Origin of the sequence: Ferrovibrio sp. (assembly GCF_017994015.1) — a bacterium.
Lineage (GTDB): Bacteria > Pseudomonadota > Alphaproteobacteria > Ferrovibrionales > Ferrovibrionaceae > Ferrovibrio.
In genome coordinates this window covers 38,432-51,974 of sequence record NZ_JAGOLP010000010.1, presented here as the reverse complement: position 1 = coordinate 51,974, position 13,543 = coordinate 38,432, and the positions used below count along the sequence as shown (strand labels likewise).

General features: G+C 63.5%; 14 protein-coding genes. 9 read left to right on the top strand and 5 right to left on the bottom strand.

Annotated features, from left to right (window positions below):
* Positions 1 to 47 precede the first annotated feature (47 nt).
* From xerD to KBB36_RS07820, 3 genes are read right to left on the bottom strand one after another with little or no spacing between them, the layout of a single operon-like run.
* The gene (gene xerD / locus KBB36_RS07830; protein WP_290978436.1) at positions 48 to 986 is read right to left on the bottom strand and encodes a site-specific tyrosine recombinase XerD; all 939 of its coding nucleotides are present in this window, start codon (positions 984 to 986) and stop codon (positions 48 to 50) included.
* Positions 987 to 988: 2 nt separating this feature from the next.
* Positions 989 to 2,839 (bottom strand): hypothetical protein, encoded by a 1,851-nt coding sequence (locus KBB36_RS07825; protein ID WP_290978433.1) that lies wholly within the window; start codon positions 2,837 to 2,839, stop codon positions 989 to 991.
* Positions 2,840 to 2,841: 2 nt separating this feature from the next.
* The gene (locus KBB36_RS07820) at positions 2,842 to 2,982 is read right to left on the bottom strand and encodes a hypothetical protein (RefSeq protein WP_290978431.1); all 141 of its coding nucleotides are present in this window, start codon (positions 2,980 to 2,982) and stop codon (positions 2,842 to 2,844) included.
* Between the two features lie 145 nt (positions 2,983 to 3,127).
* Between KBB36_RS07820 and KBB36_RS07815 the strand changes: the two genes are divergently transcribed.
* From KBB36_RS07815 to KBB36_RS07800, 4 genes are read left to right on the top strand one after another with little or no spacing between them, the layout of a single operon-like run.
* The gene (locus KBB36_RS07815) at positions 3,128 to 3,730 is read left to right on the top strand and encodes a shikimate kinase (RefSeq protein WP_290978429.1); all 603 of its coding nucleotides are present in this window, start codon (positions 3,128 to 3,130) and stop codon (positions 3,728 to 3,730) included.
* Positions 3,731 to 3,734: 4 nt separating this feature from the next.
* Positions 3,735 to 4,892, top strand: coding sequence for a 3-dehydroquinate synthase (gene aroB / locus KBB36_RS07810; RefSeq protein ID WP_290978427.1), 1,158 nt, complete (start codon positions 3,735 to 3,737; stop codon positions 4,890 to 4,892).
* 47 nt (positions 4,893 to 4,939) lie between these two features.
* Positions 4,940 to 5,818 (top strand): transporter associated domain-containing protein, encoded by an 879-nt coding sequence (locus KBB36_RS07805; protein ID WP_290978425.1) that lies wholly within the window; start codon positions 4,940 to 4,942, stop codon positions 5,816 to 5,818.
* Positions 5,819 to 5,827: 9 nt separating this feature from the next.
* The gene (locus KBB36_RS07800) at positions 5,828 to 6,706 is read left to right on the top strand and encodes an AEC family transporter (protein ID WP_290978513.1); all 879 of its coding nucleotides are present in this window, start codon (positions 5,828 to 5,830) and stop codon (positions 6,704 to 6,706) included.
* Here the strand turns inward: KBB36_RS07800 and KBB36_RS07795 are convergent.
* Both KBB36_RS07795 and KBB36_RS07790 read right to left on the bottom strand, forming a co-directional pair.
* Positions 6,607 to 6,990 carry a ribbon-helix-helix domain-containing protein gene (locus KBB36_RS07795; protein ID WP_290978423.1) on the bottom strand — a complete coding sequence of 128 codons (384 nt, stop codon included), beginning with the start codon at positions 6,988 to 6,990 and terminating at the stop codon, positions 6,607 to 6,609. The two genes, KBB36_RS07800 and KBB36_RS07795, sit on opposite strands and share 100 nt — an antisense overlap.
* 101 nt (positions 6,991 to 7,091) lie before the next feature.
* Positions 7,092 to 7,379 carry a BolA family transcriptional regulator gene (locus tag KBB36_RS07790; protein ID WP_290978421.1) on the bottom strand — a complete coding sequence of 96 codons (288 nt, stop codon included), beginning with the start codon at positions 7,377 to 7,379 and terminating at the stop codon, positions 7,092 to 7,094.
* A gap of 85 nt (positions 7,380 to 7,464) precedes the next feature.
* On the opposite strand from KBB36_RS07790, the gene KBB36_RS07785 reads away from it, so the two are divergent.
* The 5 genes from KBB36_RS07785 (at position 7,465) to KBB36_RS07765 (ending at position 13,538) form a co-directional block, all read left to right on the top strand.
* Positions 7,465 to 8,100 carry a DnaJ domain-containing protein gene (locus tag KBB36_RS07785; RefSeq protein ID WP_290978419.1) on the top strand — a complete coding sequence of 212 codons (636 nt, stop codon included), beginning with the start codon at positions 7,465 to 7,467 and terminating at the stop codon, positions 8,098 to 8,100.
* 117 nt (positions 8,101 to 8,217) lie between these two features.
* The gene (gene cobS / locus KBB36_RS07780; protein WP_290978511.1) at positions 8,218 to 9,183 is read left to right on the top strand and encodes a cobaltochelatase subunit CobS; all 966 of its coding nucleotides are present in this window, start codon (positions 8,218 to 8,220) and stop codon (positions 9,181 to 9,183) included.
* Position 9,184: 1 nt separating this feature from the next.
* On the top strand, positions 9,185 to 11,068 hold the full coding sequence (gene cobT / locus KBB36_RS07775; protein ID WP_290978417.1) for a cobaltochelatase subunit CobT: 1,884 nt from the start codon (positions 9,185 to 9,187) through the stop codon (positions 11,066 to 11,068).
* Between the two features lie 127 nt (positions 11,069 to 11,195).
* Entirely contained in the window at positions 11,196 to 11,705 is a 510-nt protein-coding gene (locus KBB36_RS07770) for a hypothetical protein (protein WP_290978415.1), read from the top strand.
* A 393-nt stretch (positions 11,706 to 12,098) separates the two neighbouring features.
* Positions 12,099 to 13,538 carry a VWA domain-containing protein gene (locus KBB36_RS07765; RefSeq protein WP_290978413.1) on the top strand — a complete coding sequence of 480 codons (1,440 nt, stop codon included), beginning with the start codon at positions 12,099 to 12,101 and terminating at the stop codon, positions 13,536 to 13,538.
* Positions 13,539 to 13,543 lie beyond the last annotated feature (5 nt).

Here is a 13,543-nt window from a genome sequence, read left to right as displayed (position 1 = left end):
GCTGGTCTGCTGCAACTGCTAACGAACCGGCGGGAGCTTGGCAAGAGCTACTCTTTGACCCCGGCGGGGCTTCTGCCTCGGGCCAGCGGGTGATGCGCCTGCACCAGTGCCTGTTTCCGCGCTTCCAGCACATGGGTGTAGATCTGCGTGGTGCTGATATCGGCATGGCCCAGCATCTTCTGCACGGCGCGCAGATCGGCGCCATGTGCCAGCAGATGGCTGGCAAAGGCGTGGCGCAAAACATGCGGCGACACCTTGGCCTGATCGATCTTGGCTGCAACAGCAAGGTCTTTCAGCAACTGGCCAAAACGCTGCCGGGTCAGATGGCCGCTTTCGCCGCGCGACGGGAACAGCCAGGGCGATGCCTGCCTGGCGGTTATGAATTCGCCGCGCCAGTCCTTGGCGTAATCCATCAAGGCGGTGCGGGCCGGTGCGCTCAGTGGCACCAGCCGTTCCTTGTTGCCCTTGCCGCGCACCAGCAGGAAACGCGGATCGTCGCCAAAGGGCGGGAAACGCAGCCCCACCAATTCGCTCACCCGCAGGCCGGTGGCATAGAGGATTTCCAGCAAGGCGGTCAGCCGGGCGCTTTCGGCCGGATCGTCGCGTAGCCGCCGCGCTTCGGCCAGCAGCCGATCCACCTCGGCCTCGCTCAGCAGCTTGGGCAGCGGCCGGCCCCGCTTGGGCGCATCCAGCAAGGCCGAAGGATCGTCGGCCCGGATGCCTTCGCTGGCCAGGAAACGGAAGAATTGCCGCAGCGCCGAAAGCCGCCGCGCCAGGGTGGCGGGTTTCAGCCCGGCATCACTCAGGCCCTGCACATACCGGCGCAGCGCGGCAGCGCCAACTTGCTCGGGGTTTTCATTCTGCGCGATCAGGAAGCCGCTGAAATCGGCCAGATCGTTGGCATAGGCTTCAAGAGAATTCCGGGCCAGGCCGCGCTCGGCACCCAGCATTTCCAGGAAAGTCTCGATATGGCGCTGGCCGCGCAAGATCAGAGGCCGCGCGCCAATGCCGCTTCCAGGGCCAGGGCGCGTACTTCGGTTTCCAGGCGCACCCGCTTGAGCGCGCCAAAGGCGGTGGCCAGGCTGGCCGGATCGGCCTTGGCCATGCCGTCGCCACCCAGCAGCACCAGCGCCAGGGCCACGGTTTCACCGCGGCTGCCGCTTTCGGCAGCGCGCAGCAGATTGCGCCAATAGGCCACCGGCGGGGCATTGCCGGCAGAATCCAGGCCGGGTTGCGCCAAAGCCTGCCAGGTTTCTGCCGGCACGGCCACGCCGCTGGCTTCGGCCAGGATCAGCACCAGGGCTTGCAACGCCGCCTTGCGTGGCGCCGGCAGGTCGCCCAAAGCGGCAATCCAGGCTTCATATTGTTGTGCCGGCCAGGTGCTGGCGGGTGTTTCGGCCAGTAGCAGCAGGGGCCAGATGCGTGCCATGCCGGCCTGTGCCGCAGCATCACCCTGGCTCAGCAGCGTGTTGCGCCACAGCCGCGCCGTGCCGGTTTCGCCGGCCGCCAGGGCCAGGCGGATCACAGCGGGTGCGGCTTCCTGGCTTTCCGGCCCGGCCGGCAGGTCACGCAGGCTGTCGCGCAAAGCAGCGGCAGTGACAAACAAGGTGCCGCGTGCCACGGCCAGTTCATAGGCGCGCTTCAGGGCTTCGGCCCGGGCCGGGCCCAAGGTGAGTTCACGCGCCTGCTGAAACAGAGCGGCAGCCGCGCGCGCGCCCTTGATCTTGCCGGCGGCGATATCGGCGCGCTGTGCTTCGCTGATATCCAGCTGGCTGTATGCCGAAATCAGCCGCGCCAGCGGCACCGCGCCCAAAGCCACGCCGCGTTCCAGGGCCTGCAACCTGGTATCGGGTTCCAGATCAGGCAATTCGGCAATCGCCGGCAGCAGGGCAGCCGGCGCCACATCCAGGCTACCCTGCGGCAGCGGCCGCTTGGCCTCGCGCAGCATGGTCACGGCCAGGGCATCATGGCCCAGGCTTTCCACCTTGGCGCGGTCATCGCCGCGCAAGGCAGCAGCCAGAACCTGAAAACCCCGATCCTCGCCGCCTTGGTCGCGCCATAGGCTCAGCGCCAGGTCGCCACCGGAAATATCGCCGGCCTTGTAGCGGCACAGCACCGCCAGCCGCAGCCAAGCGGGGGCGGCGGCATCCTCGCGCAAGGCTTGTGCGCCCAGGCTACAGGCGGCGTTGATATCGTGCCTGAGCAGTGCCTGATCAATCGGCAGACGGGTGAACACCGCATCACGCAGCATGGCCGGGCGTGGCATGCCCAATTGCGCCGCCTCGGTTACGGCGCCAAGACGATAAAGCTGTTCCACGCGCAGGCCGAGCAGGCTCGGCGCCGCCTGGCCGCCGCCTGGCGCTTCGGCGATGCTGAGCAGCAGGCGGCGCTGCAACTGGCGCAGGCCGGGCGAGGCGACCGGGGCCGGCAGCAGGGTGATGACACGCTCGGCCTGCGCCCGGCTGGTATTGCTCCACATGCGCGGCCCAAGGCCGCCATTGTCTTCCGCCAGCAGGCCGGCACTGGATGGATCGGGCGCCTTCAACGCCTCGATCTGCACGCCGCCATTGCCACCAGTATTACTGCTAGGGGCCGGAGTCTCGGCCGGCTTTGTCTCGGCAGCAGCCGGTGTGGCTGCCGGTGCCGGTATGGGCGCCGGGGCAGTATTGACCTGGTCCGTGCCGGGGGCAGGATTCTCGACCGGGGCTGGTGTGGCCGAGGGCGCTGGCGTCAGCCGCACCGGCTGGGCCTGGGCGGGAGCCGTGATCAGGGCAAGGCTGGCCAGGAGCGCCAGGCCGGGCAAGCCCCGTACCGGGCAGGAAACGGACAGCCTGCGCATGATTATTTCCCCAATCGGTCGTTTGGAATGGTTTTCTCAACCCGCGCTGTTGGCGCCGGAATGTTCCAGGTGGCAAGGAAAATGCCGCCACCGGCAACAATCAGCACCAGAACGGCAAGGAAAATCAGCAGCAGGCGACTCATGGCAACCTCAAACAGCAAAATCCGCCCGCGTTTGAATTAACGAACGGTTCAAGTATTCTACCGTTCCGGCTCGGGCCTAGCAATCGGCCCGCAAGGCCAAGGCCGGCTCCGGGGCCAAGCAAAGAGGCCAAGCAAAGAGGATCGTGTGCAAGCAACCGAATTACCCAGTCCGTCAGAGGCGGCTGCCCGGGCAGAAAATATGCCGCTGCGCAGCCTGGTGCTGGTTGGCCTGATGGGCGCCGGCAAGAGTTCGGTCGGCAAGCGCCTGGCGATGCGGCTTGGCTTGCCGTTTTTTGATGCCGATGCCGAAATAGAGAAGGCGGCCGGTGCCAGCATCCCGGATATTTTTGCCGAACATGGCGAAGCCGCCTTCCGTGATGGCGAGCGCCGCGTCATTGCTCGGCTGCTGGAACAATCGCCGATCGTGCTGGCCACAGGTGGCGGTGCTTTCATGAATGATGAGACCCGCGCCCGCATCCGCGAGCGTGGCCTGTCGATCTGGCTCAAGGCCGAGCTGGACGTGCTGGTTAAACGCTGCGCCCGGCGCGGCAACCGGCCGCTGTTGCAGCAGGGCGATCCGCGCAGCGTGCTGGCGCGGCTGATGGAGCAGCGTTATCCGGTTTATGCCGAATCTGACCTGACCGTGCTGACCGGCGATGGGCCGCATGAGGGCGTGGTGGAGCGTATCATCGCTGAATTGCCGCCGGGCTATAGCGCCCAGGCTGTGGCCGAAACCGACGGGGATTGAGACCATGAGTCAGCCGCATCGCATCCGCGTTGAACTTGGCCAGCGTGGCTACGACATCCATGTCGGCGCCGGGCTGATCGCCAATGCCGGCCAGTTGATCGCGCCGATCCTGCGTCGGCCTTTCACCGTGATCGTGACCGACGAGAATGTGGCGCGGCACCGCCTGGCGCCGTTGCAGGCGGCGCTGGATGGCGCCGGAATCCGCCATGAAACGGTGATCCTGGCGCCGGGCGAGGGGCAGAAAAGTTTTGCCGGGCTGGAGCGGGTTTGTGATGCGCTGCTGGCGCATAAGGTGGAACGCCGCGATCATGTCATTGCGCTGGGCGGCGGCGTGATCGGCGATCTGGTTGGCTTTGCCTGCTCGATCCTGCGCCGTGGCGTGGATTTTATCCAGATTCCCACCAGCCTGCTGGCCCAGGTGGATAGCAGCGTGGGTGGCAAAACCGCGATCAACTCGCCCTATGGCAAAAACCTGATCGGCGCCTTCCACCAGCCCCGTCTGGTGCTGGCCGATATTGATGCGCTGGATACGCTGCCGCCGCGTGAATTGCGCGCCGGCTATGCCGAAGTGGTGAAATACGGCCTGCTCGGCGATGCCGGTTTCTATGCCTGGCTGGAAACCAATGGTGCTGCCCTGCTGGCCGGCGACAAGGCCTTGCGCGCCGAAGCCGTGGCGCGCTGCTGCGCCCACAAGGCGCGGATCGTGGCGGCCGATGAACGCGAGGAAGGCGAACGCGCGCTGCTTAATCTGGGTCACACTTTTGGCCATGCGCTGGAAGCTGAAACCGGCTATTCCGCCCGCCTGCTGCATGGCGAGGGCGTGGCCGTGGGCATGGTGCTGGCATTCCAGCTTTCCGGCCGGCTTGGCCTGTGCGATGCGGCTTTGGCGCCGCGTGTGCAGGCGCATCTGCGCCAGAGCGGCCTGCCGGCCGGCCTGGCCGATGTGGATGGCGCCTCTGGCTTCAGTGCCGAAACCCTGCTGCATCACATGCAGCAGGACAAGAAGGTGCAGGATGGCAAGCTGGTATTCATTCTGGCCGAGGCCCTGGGCCATGCCGTGCAGCGCAACGACGTGACCGCACCAGCGGTGCTGGCGCTGCTGCGGGATGAATTGCCCCAAGCAGCATCCGATGGTGGCCCGACCATGTTGCGGCAGGCATGAGCCGGCTTCGCCTATGACCGGACCTCGCACATGACCGGATCTCGCATATGACCGGTCGCATCCTCCGTCTGGTCCGGCTGATCCGTGCGGCCTTGCTGCGCTGGCTCCGTTCGCGGGGGCCGCGTGAAAGCCTGCCGGTGCGCGAGCAGAGCGCCACCGAGGCGCTGCGGCATCAGTTGCAGGAAACTGCCGGGCAGGGCGCTTTGGTCAAGCATGAACGCGACATGCTTGGTTCGATCCTTGATCTGGACGAGGTGCCGGTCGGCGATGTGATGGTGCATCGGCGCAAGATGGAAATGCTGGATGCCGCTTTGCCTCCGGCTGAGATTGTTGCCCAGGTGCTGGCCTCGCGCCATACCCGGATTCCGGTCTGGCAGGGCGAACCGGAGAATGTCATCGGCGTGCTGCATGCCAAGAATCTGCTGCGCGAATTGCATAGCCTGAATTTTGATGAGGCGCGGCTTGATCTGGCCAAGCTATTGCTGCCGCCCTGGTTTGTGCCTGAAACCACCACGTTGCGTGAGCAGCTCAATGCCTTCCGCCAGCGCCGCGCCCATTTTGCCCTGGTGGTGGATGAATATGGCGCCATCCTCGGCCTGGTGACGCTGGAGGATATCCTGGAGGAAATCGTCGGCGATATCCGCGACGAACACGATACCGCCAATCGTATCTACCGTTTGCAGGCCGATGGCACGCTGATGGTGGATGGCACCGCCACGATCCGCGATCTCAACCGGCAATTTGATTGGCATCTGCCGGATGATGATGCCACCACCATCGCCGGGCTGGTGTTGCATGAGGCGCAGGTGATCCCGGATCAGGGCCAGGTTTTTGTGTTTCACGATTTCCGCTTCGAGGTGCTGCGGCGCCAGCGCAACCAGATCACCGTGCTGAAACTGACTCCGTTGCAGAGCGGCGGGGAATAGCCCGTGGCGATGATGGCGGAAATTTTTGCGGTGATTGCGCCGATCTTTGTGCTGGCCGGCCTCGGCTTCATCTGGGCCAAGCGCCGGCTGCCCTTCCCCACGGATAGTATCGGCCTGCTGGCCACCAATATCGGCACGCCCTGCCTGGTGATTGCCACTTTGATCAAGGCCGATATCAGCCGCGACGATCTCGGCCTGATGGCCCTGGCCACTTTGCTCGCATTGAGCAGTTTCCTGTTGCTGGGCGCGGCGGCGCTGTATCTGCTGAAGCTGCCGATGCGCAGTTTTCTGCCCTCATTGGGTTTTCCGAATACCGGCAATGCCGGCCTGTCGCTGTGCCTGTTTGCCTTCGGGGCGCCCGGCCTGGCGCTCGGCCTGGTCTTTTTCGCCATCACGTCTTTCGGCAATTTTGCCGTTGGGCAATCGATTTATGCCGGACGCGGCAATTGGCGCGAGGTGGCGCGCTCGCCGGTGGTTTATGCCGTGCCGCTGGCGGCGCTGGGCAACATCTTTCAGGTCGAATTACCGCTCTTCCTGATGCGCAGCCTGGAAACTGCCGGCTCGATTGCCATCCCGCTCATGATGCTCACGCTGGGTGTGTCGCTGGCCAATCTGCGTGTCACTGAATTGCGGGTGGCGCTGCTGCTCACCGCTTTGCGGCTCGGTTTCGGCCTGGCTGTGGGAGTGGCGCTGGCCTGGGCCTTTGGCCTTACCGGGGTGGCGCGTGGTGTGCTGATTATCCAATGCGCCATGCCGGTGGCGGTGATGAACGCGATTTTTGCCGCGCGCTACAATCGCGATCCGGCGGCAGTGGCGGGATTGGTGGTGGTATCCACCCTGATCTCGTTTGCCACTTTGCCCCTACTGCTGCTGCTCGCCCTGGAATGATGCTCCAGCCCGGCCGCCGCCATGTAATAAGCCAGGATGGCGCTGCGCAGCCGTGAGGTCAGGGTGTTTTCGCTGCGCCGCGGATCGGCCTGCACGACGGCGGCAAAGCCATGCCGGTCAACCCCTTCGAGGCGGCAGATCACATCCAGCGCCTGCCATTCGATCCGCTCCAGCCGCACACTGGTGCGCATCTGGCCCAGCCGGATATTGCGCGTGACCAGACTGGGGCGCTGGGGCTGCTTTGGCAGGCCGGTGGCAGAAGTATTGGGGTGTGTCTGCGTCATAAGCACAACATTTAATATATGCTGAGCGCCAGGGCAAACAAAAAGTTGTGCTCGGTTATTATTGCCTTATAAAAGTATATATTCTGAAGGAAGGAACCAGATTACAGGGTTTTTCCAGCTTCCTCTGGCGTCAGCGCCGTCAGCGCCAGGGCATGTACCCCATCGGCCAGTTCCTGGGCCAGCAATTTGTAGATCAGCCTTTGCCGTGCCACGCGGCCCTGGCCCTGGAAGGCGGTGGAAACCACCGCCACGGCAAAATGGGTTTCCTCGGGTTTCAATCCTTTCATGCCGGCATGACCGGCATGCTGGCTGGATTGATCCTCAATTTCCAGCCGGGTTGGCTGGAGGGCTTCGGTCAGCTTGGTGCGGATGCGGTCCTGGATGCTCATGCCGACCCGCTTAAGTGGCGTTGTCGCCCCTGTCAAGCGCGGCTTCGCCTTGCCATGCACCGCCTTGGTCCCATACTCTTGCGCCATGGCACGGGCACGATCAGCGCGGCAGACAGCACGCGAAGGGCATTTTATTGGCGCCGAGGCGGAATCCGCCGAGGGCCTGAATGCGCGGCTGCATGTCTGCAATCATCCGGAATGTCGCCAGGAAGGGCGCTTTCCGGCGCCAAAAAGCCGTGAACCACGCGATGGCCGCTATTGGTTCTGCCTGGAACATGTGCGCCAATATAATCTCGGCTGGGATTTTTTCCGCGGCATGAGCCCGGAGGAAGTGGAGCAATACCAGCGCGAAGATGTGATCGGGCATCGCCCGACCTGGACCTTCGGCACCAAATCGGCCGAACATGGCGGCGAGGAGCCGCAGGTCTGGGTCAAGGACGATCTCGGCATCCTGGCCGATGTGGGCATTGTGCTGAATGCCGGGCGGCGCCACCGGGCCGAGCCGGTTTTTGAGCCGCGCGAGCGCGAAGCCCTGCTGGAACTGGATTTTGACCTTCAGGCCCTGAAACCGCCTTTGCGCTGGGCCGATATCAAGGCGCAATACAAGGTGATGGTGAAGCGATACCATCCGGATGCCAATGGTGGCGACCGCGAAGCCGAGGAAAGGCTGAAAACCATCAACCAAGCCTATGCCTATCTCGAAACCCGGGGCTATACTTGAGCCTGATATCCCGGGAAGCCTGTTTCTGAGACCCAGACCAAAAAAGATAGCCAAAGAGAAGTGACGATGACGGCCATTCAGACCAAGCCTGTGAATGCTCCCTTTAGCGGTGCCGGCATGCCCGACCTGCCGGATGTGAAGATTTCCGTGCGCGACGTGTTCGGTTTTGACAGCGACATGATGGTGCCGGGTTTCTCGCACCGTTCAGAGCATGTGCCTGATCTTGATTCGACCTATCGCTTCGACCGCGAAACCACGCTGGCGATCCTGGCCGGCTTTGCCTATAACCGCCGCGTCATGGTGCAGGGTTATCACGGCACCGGCAAATCCACCCATATCGAGCAGGTGGCGGCGCGGCTCAACTGGCCCTGCGTGCGTGTCAATCTCGACAGCCATATCAGCCGCATCGATCTGGTGGGCAAGGATGCCATCGTGCTGCGCGATGGCAAGCAGGTGACCGAATTCCGCGAAGGCATCCTGCCTTGGGCGCTGCAATCGCCGGTCGCGCTGGTATTCGACGAATATGACGCCGGTCGCCCGGATGTGATGTTTGTGATCCAGCGTGTGCTGGAAGTGGAGGGCAAGCTGACCTTGCTCGACCAGAATCGTGTCATCCGCCCGCACAAGGCTTTCCGCCTGTTCTCCACCGCCAACACCATCGGCCTGGGCGACACGACCGGCCTGTATCATGGCACGCAGCAGATCAACCAGGGCCAGATGGACCGTTGGTCGATTGTCACCACGCTGAACTATCTGCCGGCCGATGATGAAGTGGCCATCGTGGTGGCCAAGTCGCCGAGCTACCAGGATGCCGCCGGCCGCAAGGCCATCGCGCAGATGGTGGCGGTGGCCGAGCTGACCCGCTCCGGCTTCATCAACGGCGATATCTCCACCGTGATGAGCCCGCGCACCGTGATCACCTGGGCCGAAAATGCCCGCATCTTCGGCAGCATCGGCTTTGCTTTCCGTGTCACCTTCCTCAACAAGTGTGACGAACTGGAGCGTGCCACTGTGGCGGAATATTATCAGCGCTGCTTTGGCGAGGAACTGCCCGAGACCGCTGCGAAGCTCGACCTGAAGTAACATGGCCAACAAAGCCGAGTCGCCGATCGAGCCGTTCAAGCGGGCGCTGGGTAATGCCACGCGCTCGATTGCCGGCGAGCGCGAATTGCAGGTCAGCTTCGGCCCGGAAACGCCGGGCCTGCGTGGCCTGCGCGCCCGCCTGCCGGTGCCGGCACGGGATCTGCCGGCGGCCGAGGTGGCGCAATTGCGCGGCCTGGCCGATTCGATGGCGTTGCGGCTCAGGCATCATGACGACAAGCTGCATTCCAAGCTGCTGCCGCAGGGCGGCACCGCACGCGCTGTGTTCGATGCCGTGGAGCAGGCCCGGGTAGAGGCGCTGGGCGCCAACCGCATGCCCGGCATGGCCAGCAATCTCTCCGCCGCGCTGGACGAGCGCTGCCGCAGCCGTGGCTTCGCCAAGGTGAAGGATCGCTCCGAGGCACCATTGGCTGAAGCGGTTGGCCTGTTGGCGCGCGAAAGGCTGACCGGGCTGCCGATCCCGGAAGCGGCGCGCGGCATGGTGGAAATGTGGCGCCCGTTCATCGAGGAAAAGGGTGGCGCCGATCTCGACCGGCTGTTCGATTCGATCAAGGACCAGCGCGCCTTCGCCAAGCTGGCGCGCAAACTGATCAAGGATCTTGATCTCGCCGACGAGGAAAGCGGCGACATGTCGGAGGATGACGACGAATCCGACCAGGAAAATCAGGGCCAGCAGCCGCAGAGCCAGTCTGAGGGCGAGGAAAGCCAGGATGGCGAATCCTCGGCCCAGGGCGAGCAGCAGGCCGATGCTTCCGATGCCGGCGGCGGCGATGCCGCCGAGATGGAAGCCGAAGCCGGCATGGAGCAGCAGGTTGCCGGTTCCGGCGAAGAAGCCGGCAAGGGCCGCCGCCCGCCCAGCAGCGACATGATGGGCCATAACCGCGAGGCGGCCTACAAGGCGTTCACCAAGCAGTTCGACGAAGTGGTGGGCGCCGACGATCTCTGCGATTCCGACGAACTGGGCCGGCTGCGCAATCATCTCGATCAGCAGCTCAATCATCTGCAAAGCGTGGTTGGCCGGCTGGCCAACCGGCTGCAACGCCGCCTGCTCGCCAAGCAGACCCGCTCGTGGGATTTTGATCTTGAGGAAGGCATCCTTGATGCCGCCCGGCTGGCCCGGATTGTCGCCAATCCCACGCTGTCGCTGAGCTACAAGGAAGAGAAGGAAACCGATTTCCGCGACACGGTCGTTTCACTGCTGATCGACAATTCCGGCTCGATGCGCGGCCGCCCGATCACGGTGGCGGCAATGTGCGCCGATATCCTGGCCCGTACCCTGGAGCGCTGCGCAGTGAAGGTGGAGATCCTCGGCTTCACCACGCGCGCCTGGAAGGGCGGCCAGAGCCGTGAACGCTGGCTCAACGAAAACAAGCCAGCCCAGCCCGGCCGCCTCAACGATCTGCGCCACATTGTCTACAAGAGCGCCGATGCGCCCTGGCGCCGCGCCCGGCGCAATCTCGGCCTGATGCTGCGCGAGGGCCTGCTGAAGGAAAATATCGACGGCGAGGCGCTGATGTGGGCGCATGACCGGCTGATCGCCCGGCCGGAGCAGCGCCGCATCCTGATGGTGATTTCGGATGGCGCGCCGGTGGATGACAGCACACTCTCGGTCAATCCGGGCAATTACCTCGACCGCCACCTGCGCGAAACAATCGAATGGATCGAGCGCCGCTCGCCGGTGGAACTCACCGCCATCGGCATCGGCCATGATGTGACGCGCTATTATCGCCGCGCCGTCACCATCGTGGATGCCGAGCAGCTTGGCGGCGTGATGATGGAGCGCCTGGCCGAATTGTTCGAGGACGATCCCGGTGCCAAGGGCGCCGGCAAGGCCGGCACAGGCCGGGGCCGGCACCGCGCGGCCTGACGAGTGTTGTAAGAACGCCTGAGTTGTTCAGGCGCTCTTTCTATTGGATGGGCGGTAATAAAAATTCTTGTAAAGGAATGCACTTCCTGCGAAATTTACCTCTTAAGCGGTAAATTTAGAGGCAAGCATGTTCCGGTTAGGTGTAATTTCAGCATTCCTGATTTTTCTCGCTGCCTGCACGCATAACCCGATCCCCGAAGGCTATACCGGCCCTGTTGCCATGGTTGCCGACAGCTACAGCCAGCGTAGCGGTGTAAGTGCTGATTTCTTTGTTCTCAGCGCGATCAATGACCGACAAATCGATGACAGTATTGTCGGCACGCGTATGGCAAATCACGGACAGGGTTTTGCCCAGACACCAGTAGCATTATCCCGTTCTATCCCCGCCCAGCCGGCAAAATTCACCTTGAAAGGCAGGCGGCAATACGGGGCACCAATCCTGGAACTGCTGAACAAGATCTACGAGATCACCGGCGATATCGAATTCACCCCTGAACCGAATGCGAGATATGTCGTAAAAGGCAGCTTGAGTGAGGAATATTCTGCTGTCTGGCTGGAAAATTCAGCCACCGGTGAAGTTGTGGTGAAAAAGCTGGAAATACGTGGTTCCACGGCGCTCGGCATTTTGCAGAAATAGCGAGAGGGCAATGTGGTATTTTCGCCACAAGGGCGAGTGAATAACGCATAACACAATCTTGCCAGGCCGGTGGCGCGATTGCGCCACAATTCGGATCGCATGCTCCCAGCGGTTTCAACCAGGGAGGTGCCCATGCACAGTAATCGTAATATGGCGGCCGCTTTTGCCGCCCTGATAATGGCCGGTTTGGCCATGACGGCCTGCGAAAAAGCCCCGGAAAACAGTGCTACCAGCAGTTCCGCTTCAGCCGGCGCCGTGGTGCCGGCACAAGCTACCGCTCCCATGGCAGCCAGCCTGCCAGCCGCTGCATCGGCGGCGCCTGCCGCGGAGCGTGGCCGTTTTGTGCCCGGGCCATATATCGCCGCAGCGCCAGTGGTAATGGGTGGGCACGCCATGCCGACCCAGGATCGCTATGCCAACGCGCCGGCCAATCCGGTGCGCAGCGTGGCCGATGCGCCGGTTTCCACCTTCAGCGTGGATGTGGACACGGCATCCTATGCCTTGGTGCGGCGTTTCCTGCGCGAGGGACGCCTGCCGCCGGTGCAGGCATTGCGCAGCGAGGAGATGATCAACTACTTCGCCTATGACTATGCCAAGCCGCGCGATGCCAGCACACCCTTTGCCATCGATGTGGCGCTGATGCCGACACCGTGGAACGAGCATAGCCGGCTGTTGCGGATCGGCCTGCAAGGCTATAGCCCGGCCGGCCTGCAGCAACGCCCGGTGGCAAACATCACCTTTCTGGTCGACGTATCCGGCTCGATGGCGCCGGCTGACAGGTTGCCACTGGCTCAGGCTGCGATGCGTCAGATGCTGGCTGCGCTGCGGCCAGAAGATAGGGTTGCCATCGTCACCTATGCCAATGGCACTGCGGTGCAGCTGGCTTCCACCAAGGTGGCGGAGCGTGCCAGAATCGAGCGTGTCATTGATGGCCTGGCGGCCAGTGGCGGCACGTTCGGCAGTGATGGCCTGCGGCTGGCTTATAGCGAGGCCGAAAGCGGTTTTGTTGCCGGCGCTGCCAACCGCGTGATCCTGATGACCGATGGCGATTTCAATATCGGCACCGTGGATGCACCCAGCCTGCAAGCATTTGTCGCCGCCAAGCGCAAGAGCGGCATCTATCTCTCGGTTCTGGGTTTTGGGCTGGGCAATCTGAACGACAGCATGATGCAGACACTGGCCCAGGCCGGGAATGGCAGTGCGGCATATATCGATAGCCTGGAAGAGGCGCGTCGCGTGCTGGTGGATCAGATCGATGCTGCCCTGGTGCCGATTGCCGATGATGTGAAGCTTCAGGTCGAATTCAATCCGGCCCGCGTGGCTGAATACCGGTTGATCGGCTACGAAACTCGCGCCCTGCGGCGCGAGGATTTCAAGAATGATGCTGTGGATGCGGGCGAAATTGGTGATGGCCACCGTGTCACGGCGCTTTACGAGATCACAGCGCCAGGCGGCAAGGGGCAGCGGCTTGATCCGCTGCGTTACGCGCCCGCTCCGGAGGCCGCCAAGCCGGCTGCTGCCGGGGCCGGCGCCGGGGACGAGATCGCCTTTGTGCGCCTGCGCTACAAGCGGCCGGGCGAAGCTGAAAGCCGCGAACTGGCGCGGGCTGTGCTGGAGCGTGATGGCTACACGGCCGCAACAGCCCCGGTTGATCTGCGTTTCGCCGCTGCTGTGGCCGGATTCTCGCAGGCATTGCGCGGCGACCCCTACCTGAACGGCTTCAATCTGGCTCAGGTGGCGGCTTTGGCCGAGGCGGGCAAGGGCAACGATCCAGGTGGCTGGCGGGCAGAATTCATCCGCCTGGTGCGTAGCGCCGAAGCCCTGAAACGCTGAGACGG

Coding starts and splice junctions, on each gene's coding strand:
- KBB36_RS07825 (WP_290978433.1), bottom strand. CDS start 2,839: ATGCGCAGGCTGTCCGTTTCCTGCCCGGTACGGGGCTTGCCCGGCCTG.
- KBB36_RS07820 (WP_290978431.1), bottom strand. CDS start 2,982: ATGAGTCGCCTGCTGCTGATTTTCCTTGCCGTTCTGGTGCTGATTGTT.
- aroB (WP_290978427.1), top strand. CDS start 3,735: ATGAGTCAGCCGCATCGCATCCGCGTTGAACTTGGCCAGCGTGGCTAC.
- KBB36_RS07805 (WP_290978425.1), top strand. CDS start 4,940: ATGACCGGTCGCATCCTCCGTCTGGTCCGGCTGATCCGTGCGGCCTTG.
- KBB36_RS07800 (WP_290978513.1), top strand. CDS start 5,828: ATGATGGCGGAAATTTTTGCGGTGATTGCGCCGATCTTTGTGCTGGCC.
- KBB36_RS07795 (WP_290978423.1), bottom strand. CDS start 6,990: ATGACGCAGACACACCCCAATACTTCTGCCACCGGCCTGCCAAAGCAG.
- KBB36_RS07790 (WP_290978421.1), bottom strand. CDS start 7,379: ATGAGCATCCAGGACCGCATCCGCACCAAGCTGACCGAAGCCCTCCAG.
- KBB36_RS07785 (WP_290978419.1), top strand. CDS start 7,465: ATGGCACGGGCACGATCAGCGCGGCAGACAGCACGCGAAGGGCATTTT.
- cobS (WP_290978511.1), top strand. CDS start 8,218: ATGCCCGACCTGCCGGATGTGAAGATTTCCGTGCGCGACGTGTTCGGT.
- cobT (WP_290978417.1), top strand. CDS start 9,185: ATGGCCAACAAAGCCGAGTCGCCGATCGAGCCGTTCAAGCGGGCGCTG.
- KBB36_RS07770 (WP_290978415.1), top strand. CDS start 11,196: ATGTTCCGGTTAGGTGTAATTTCAGCATTCCTGATTTTTCTCGCTGCC.
- KBB36_RS07765 (WP_290978413.1), top strand. CDS start 12,099: ATGCCGACCCAGGATCGCTATGCCAACGCGCCGGCCAATCCGGTGCGC.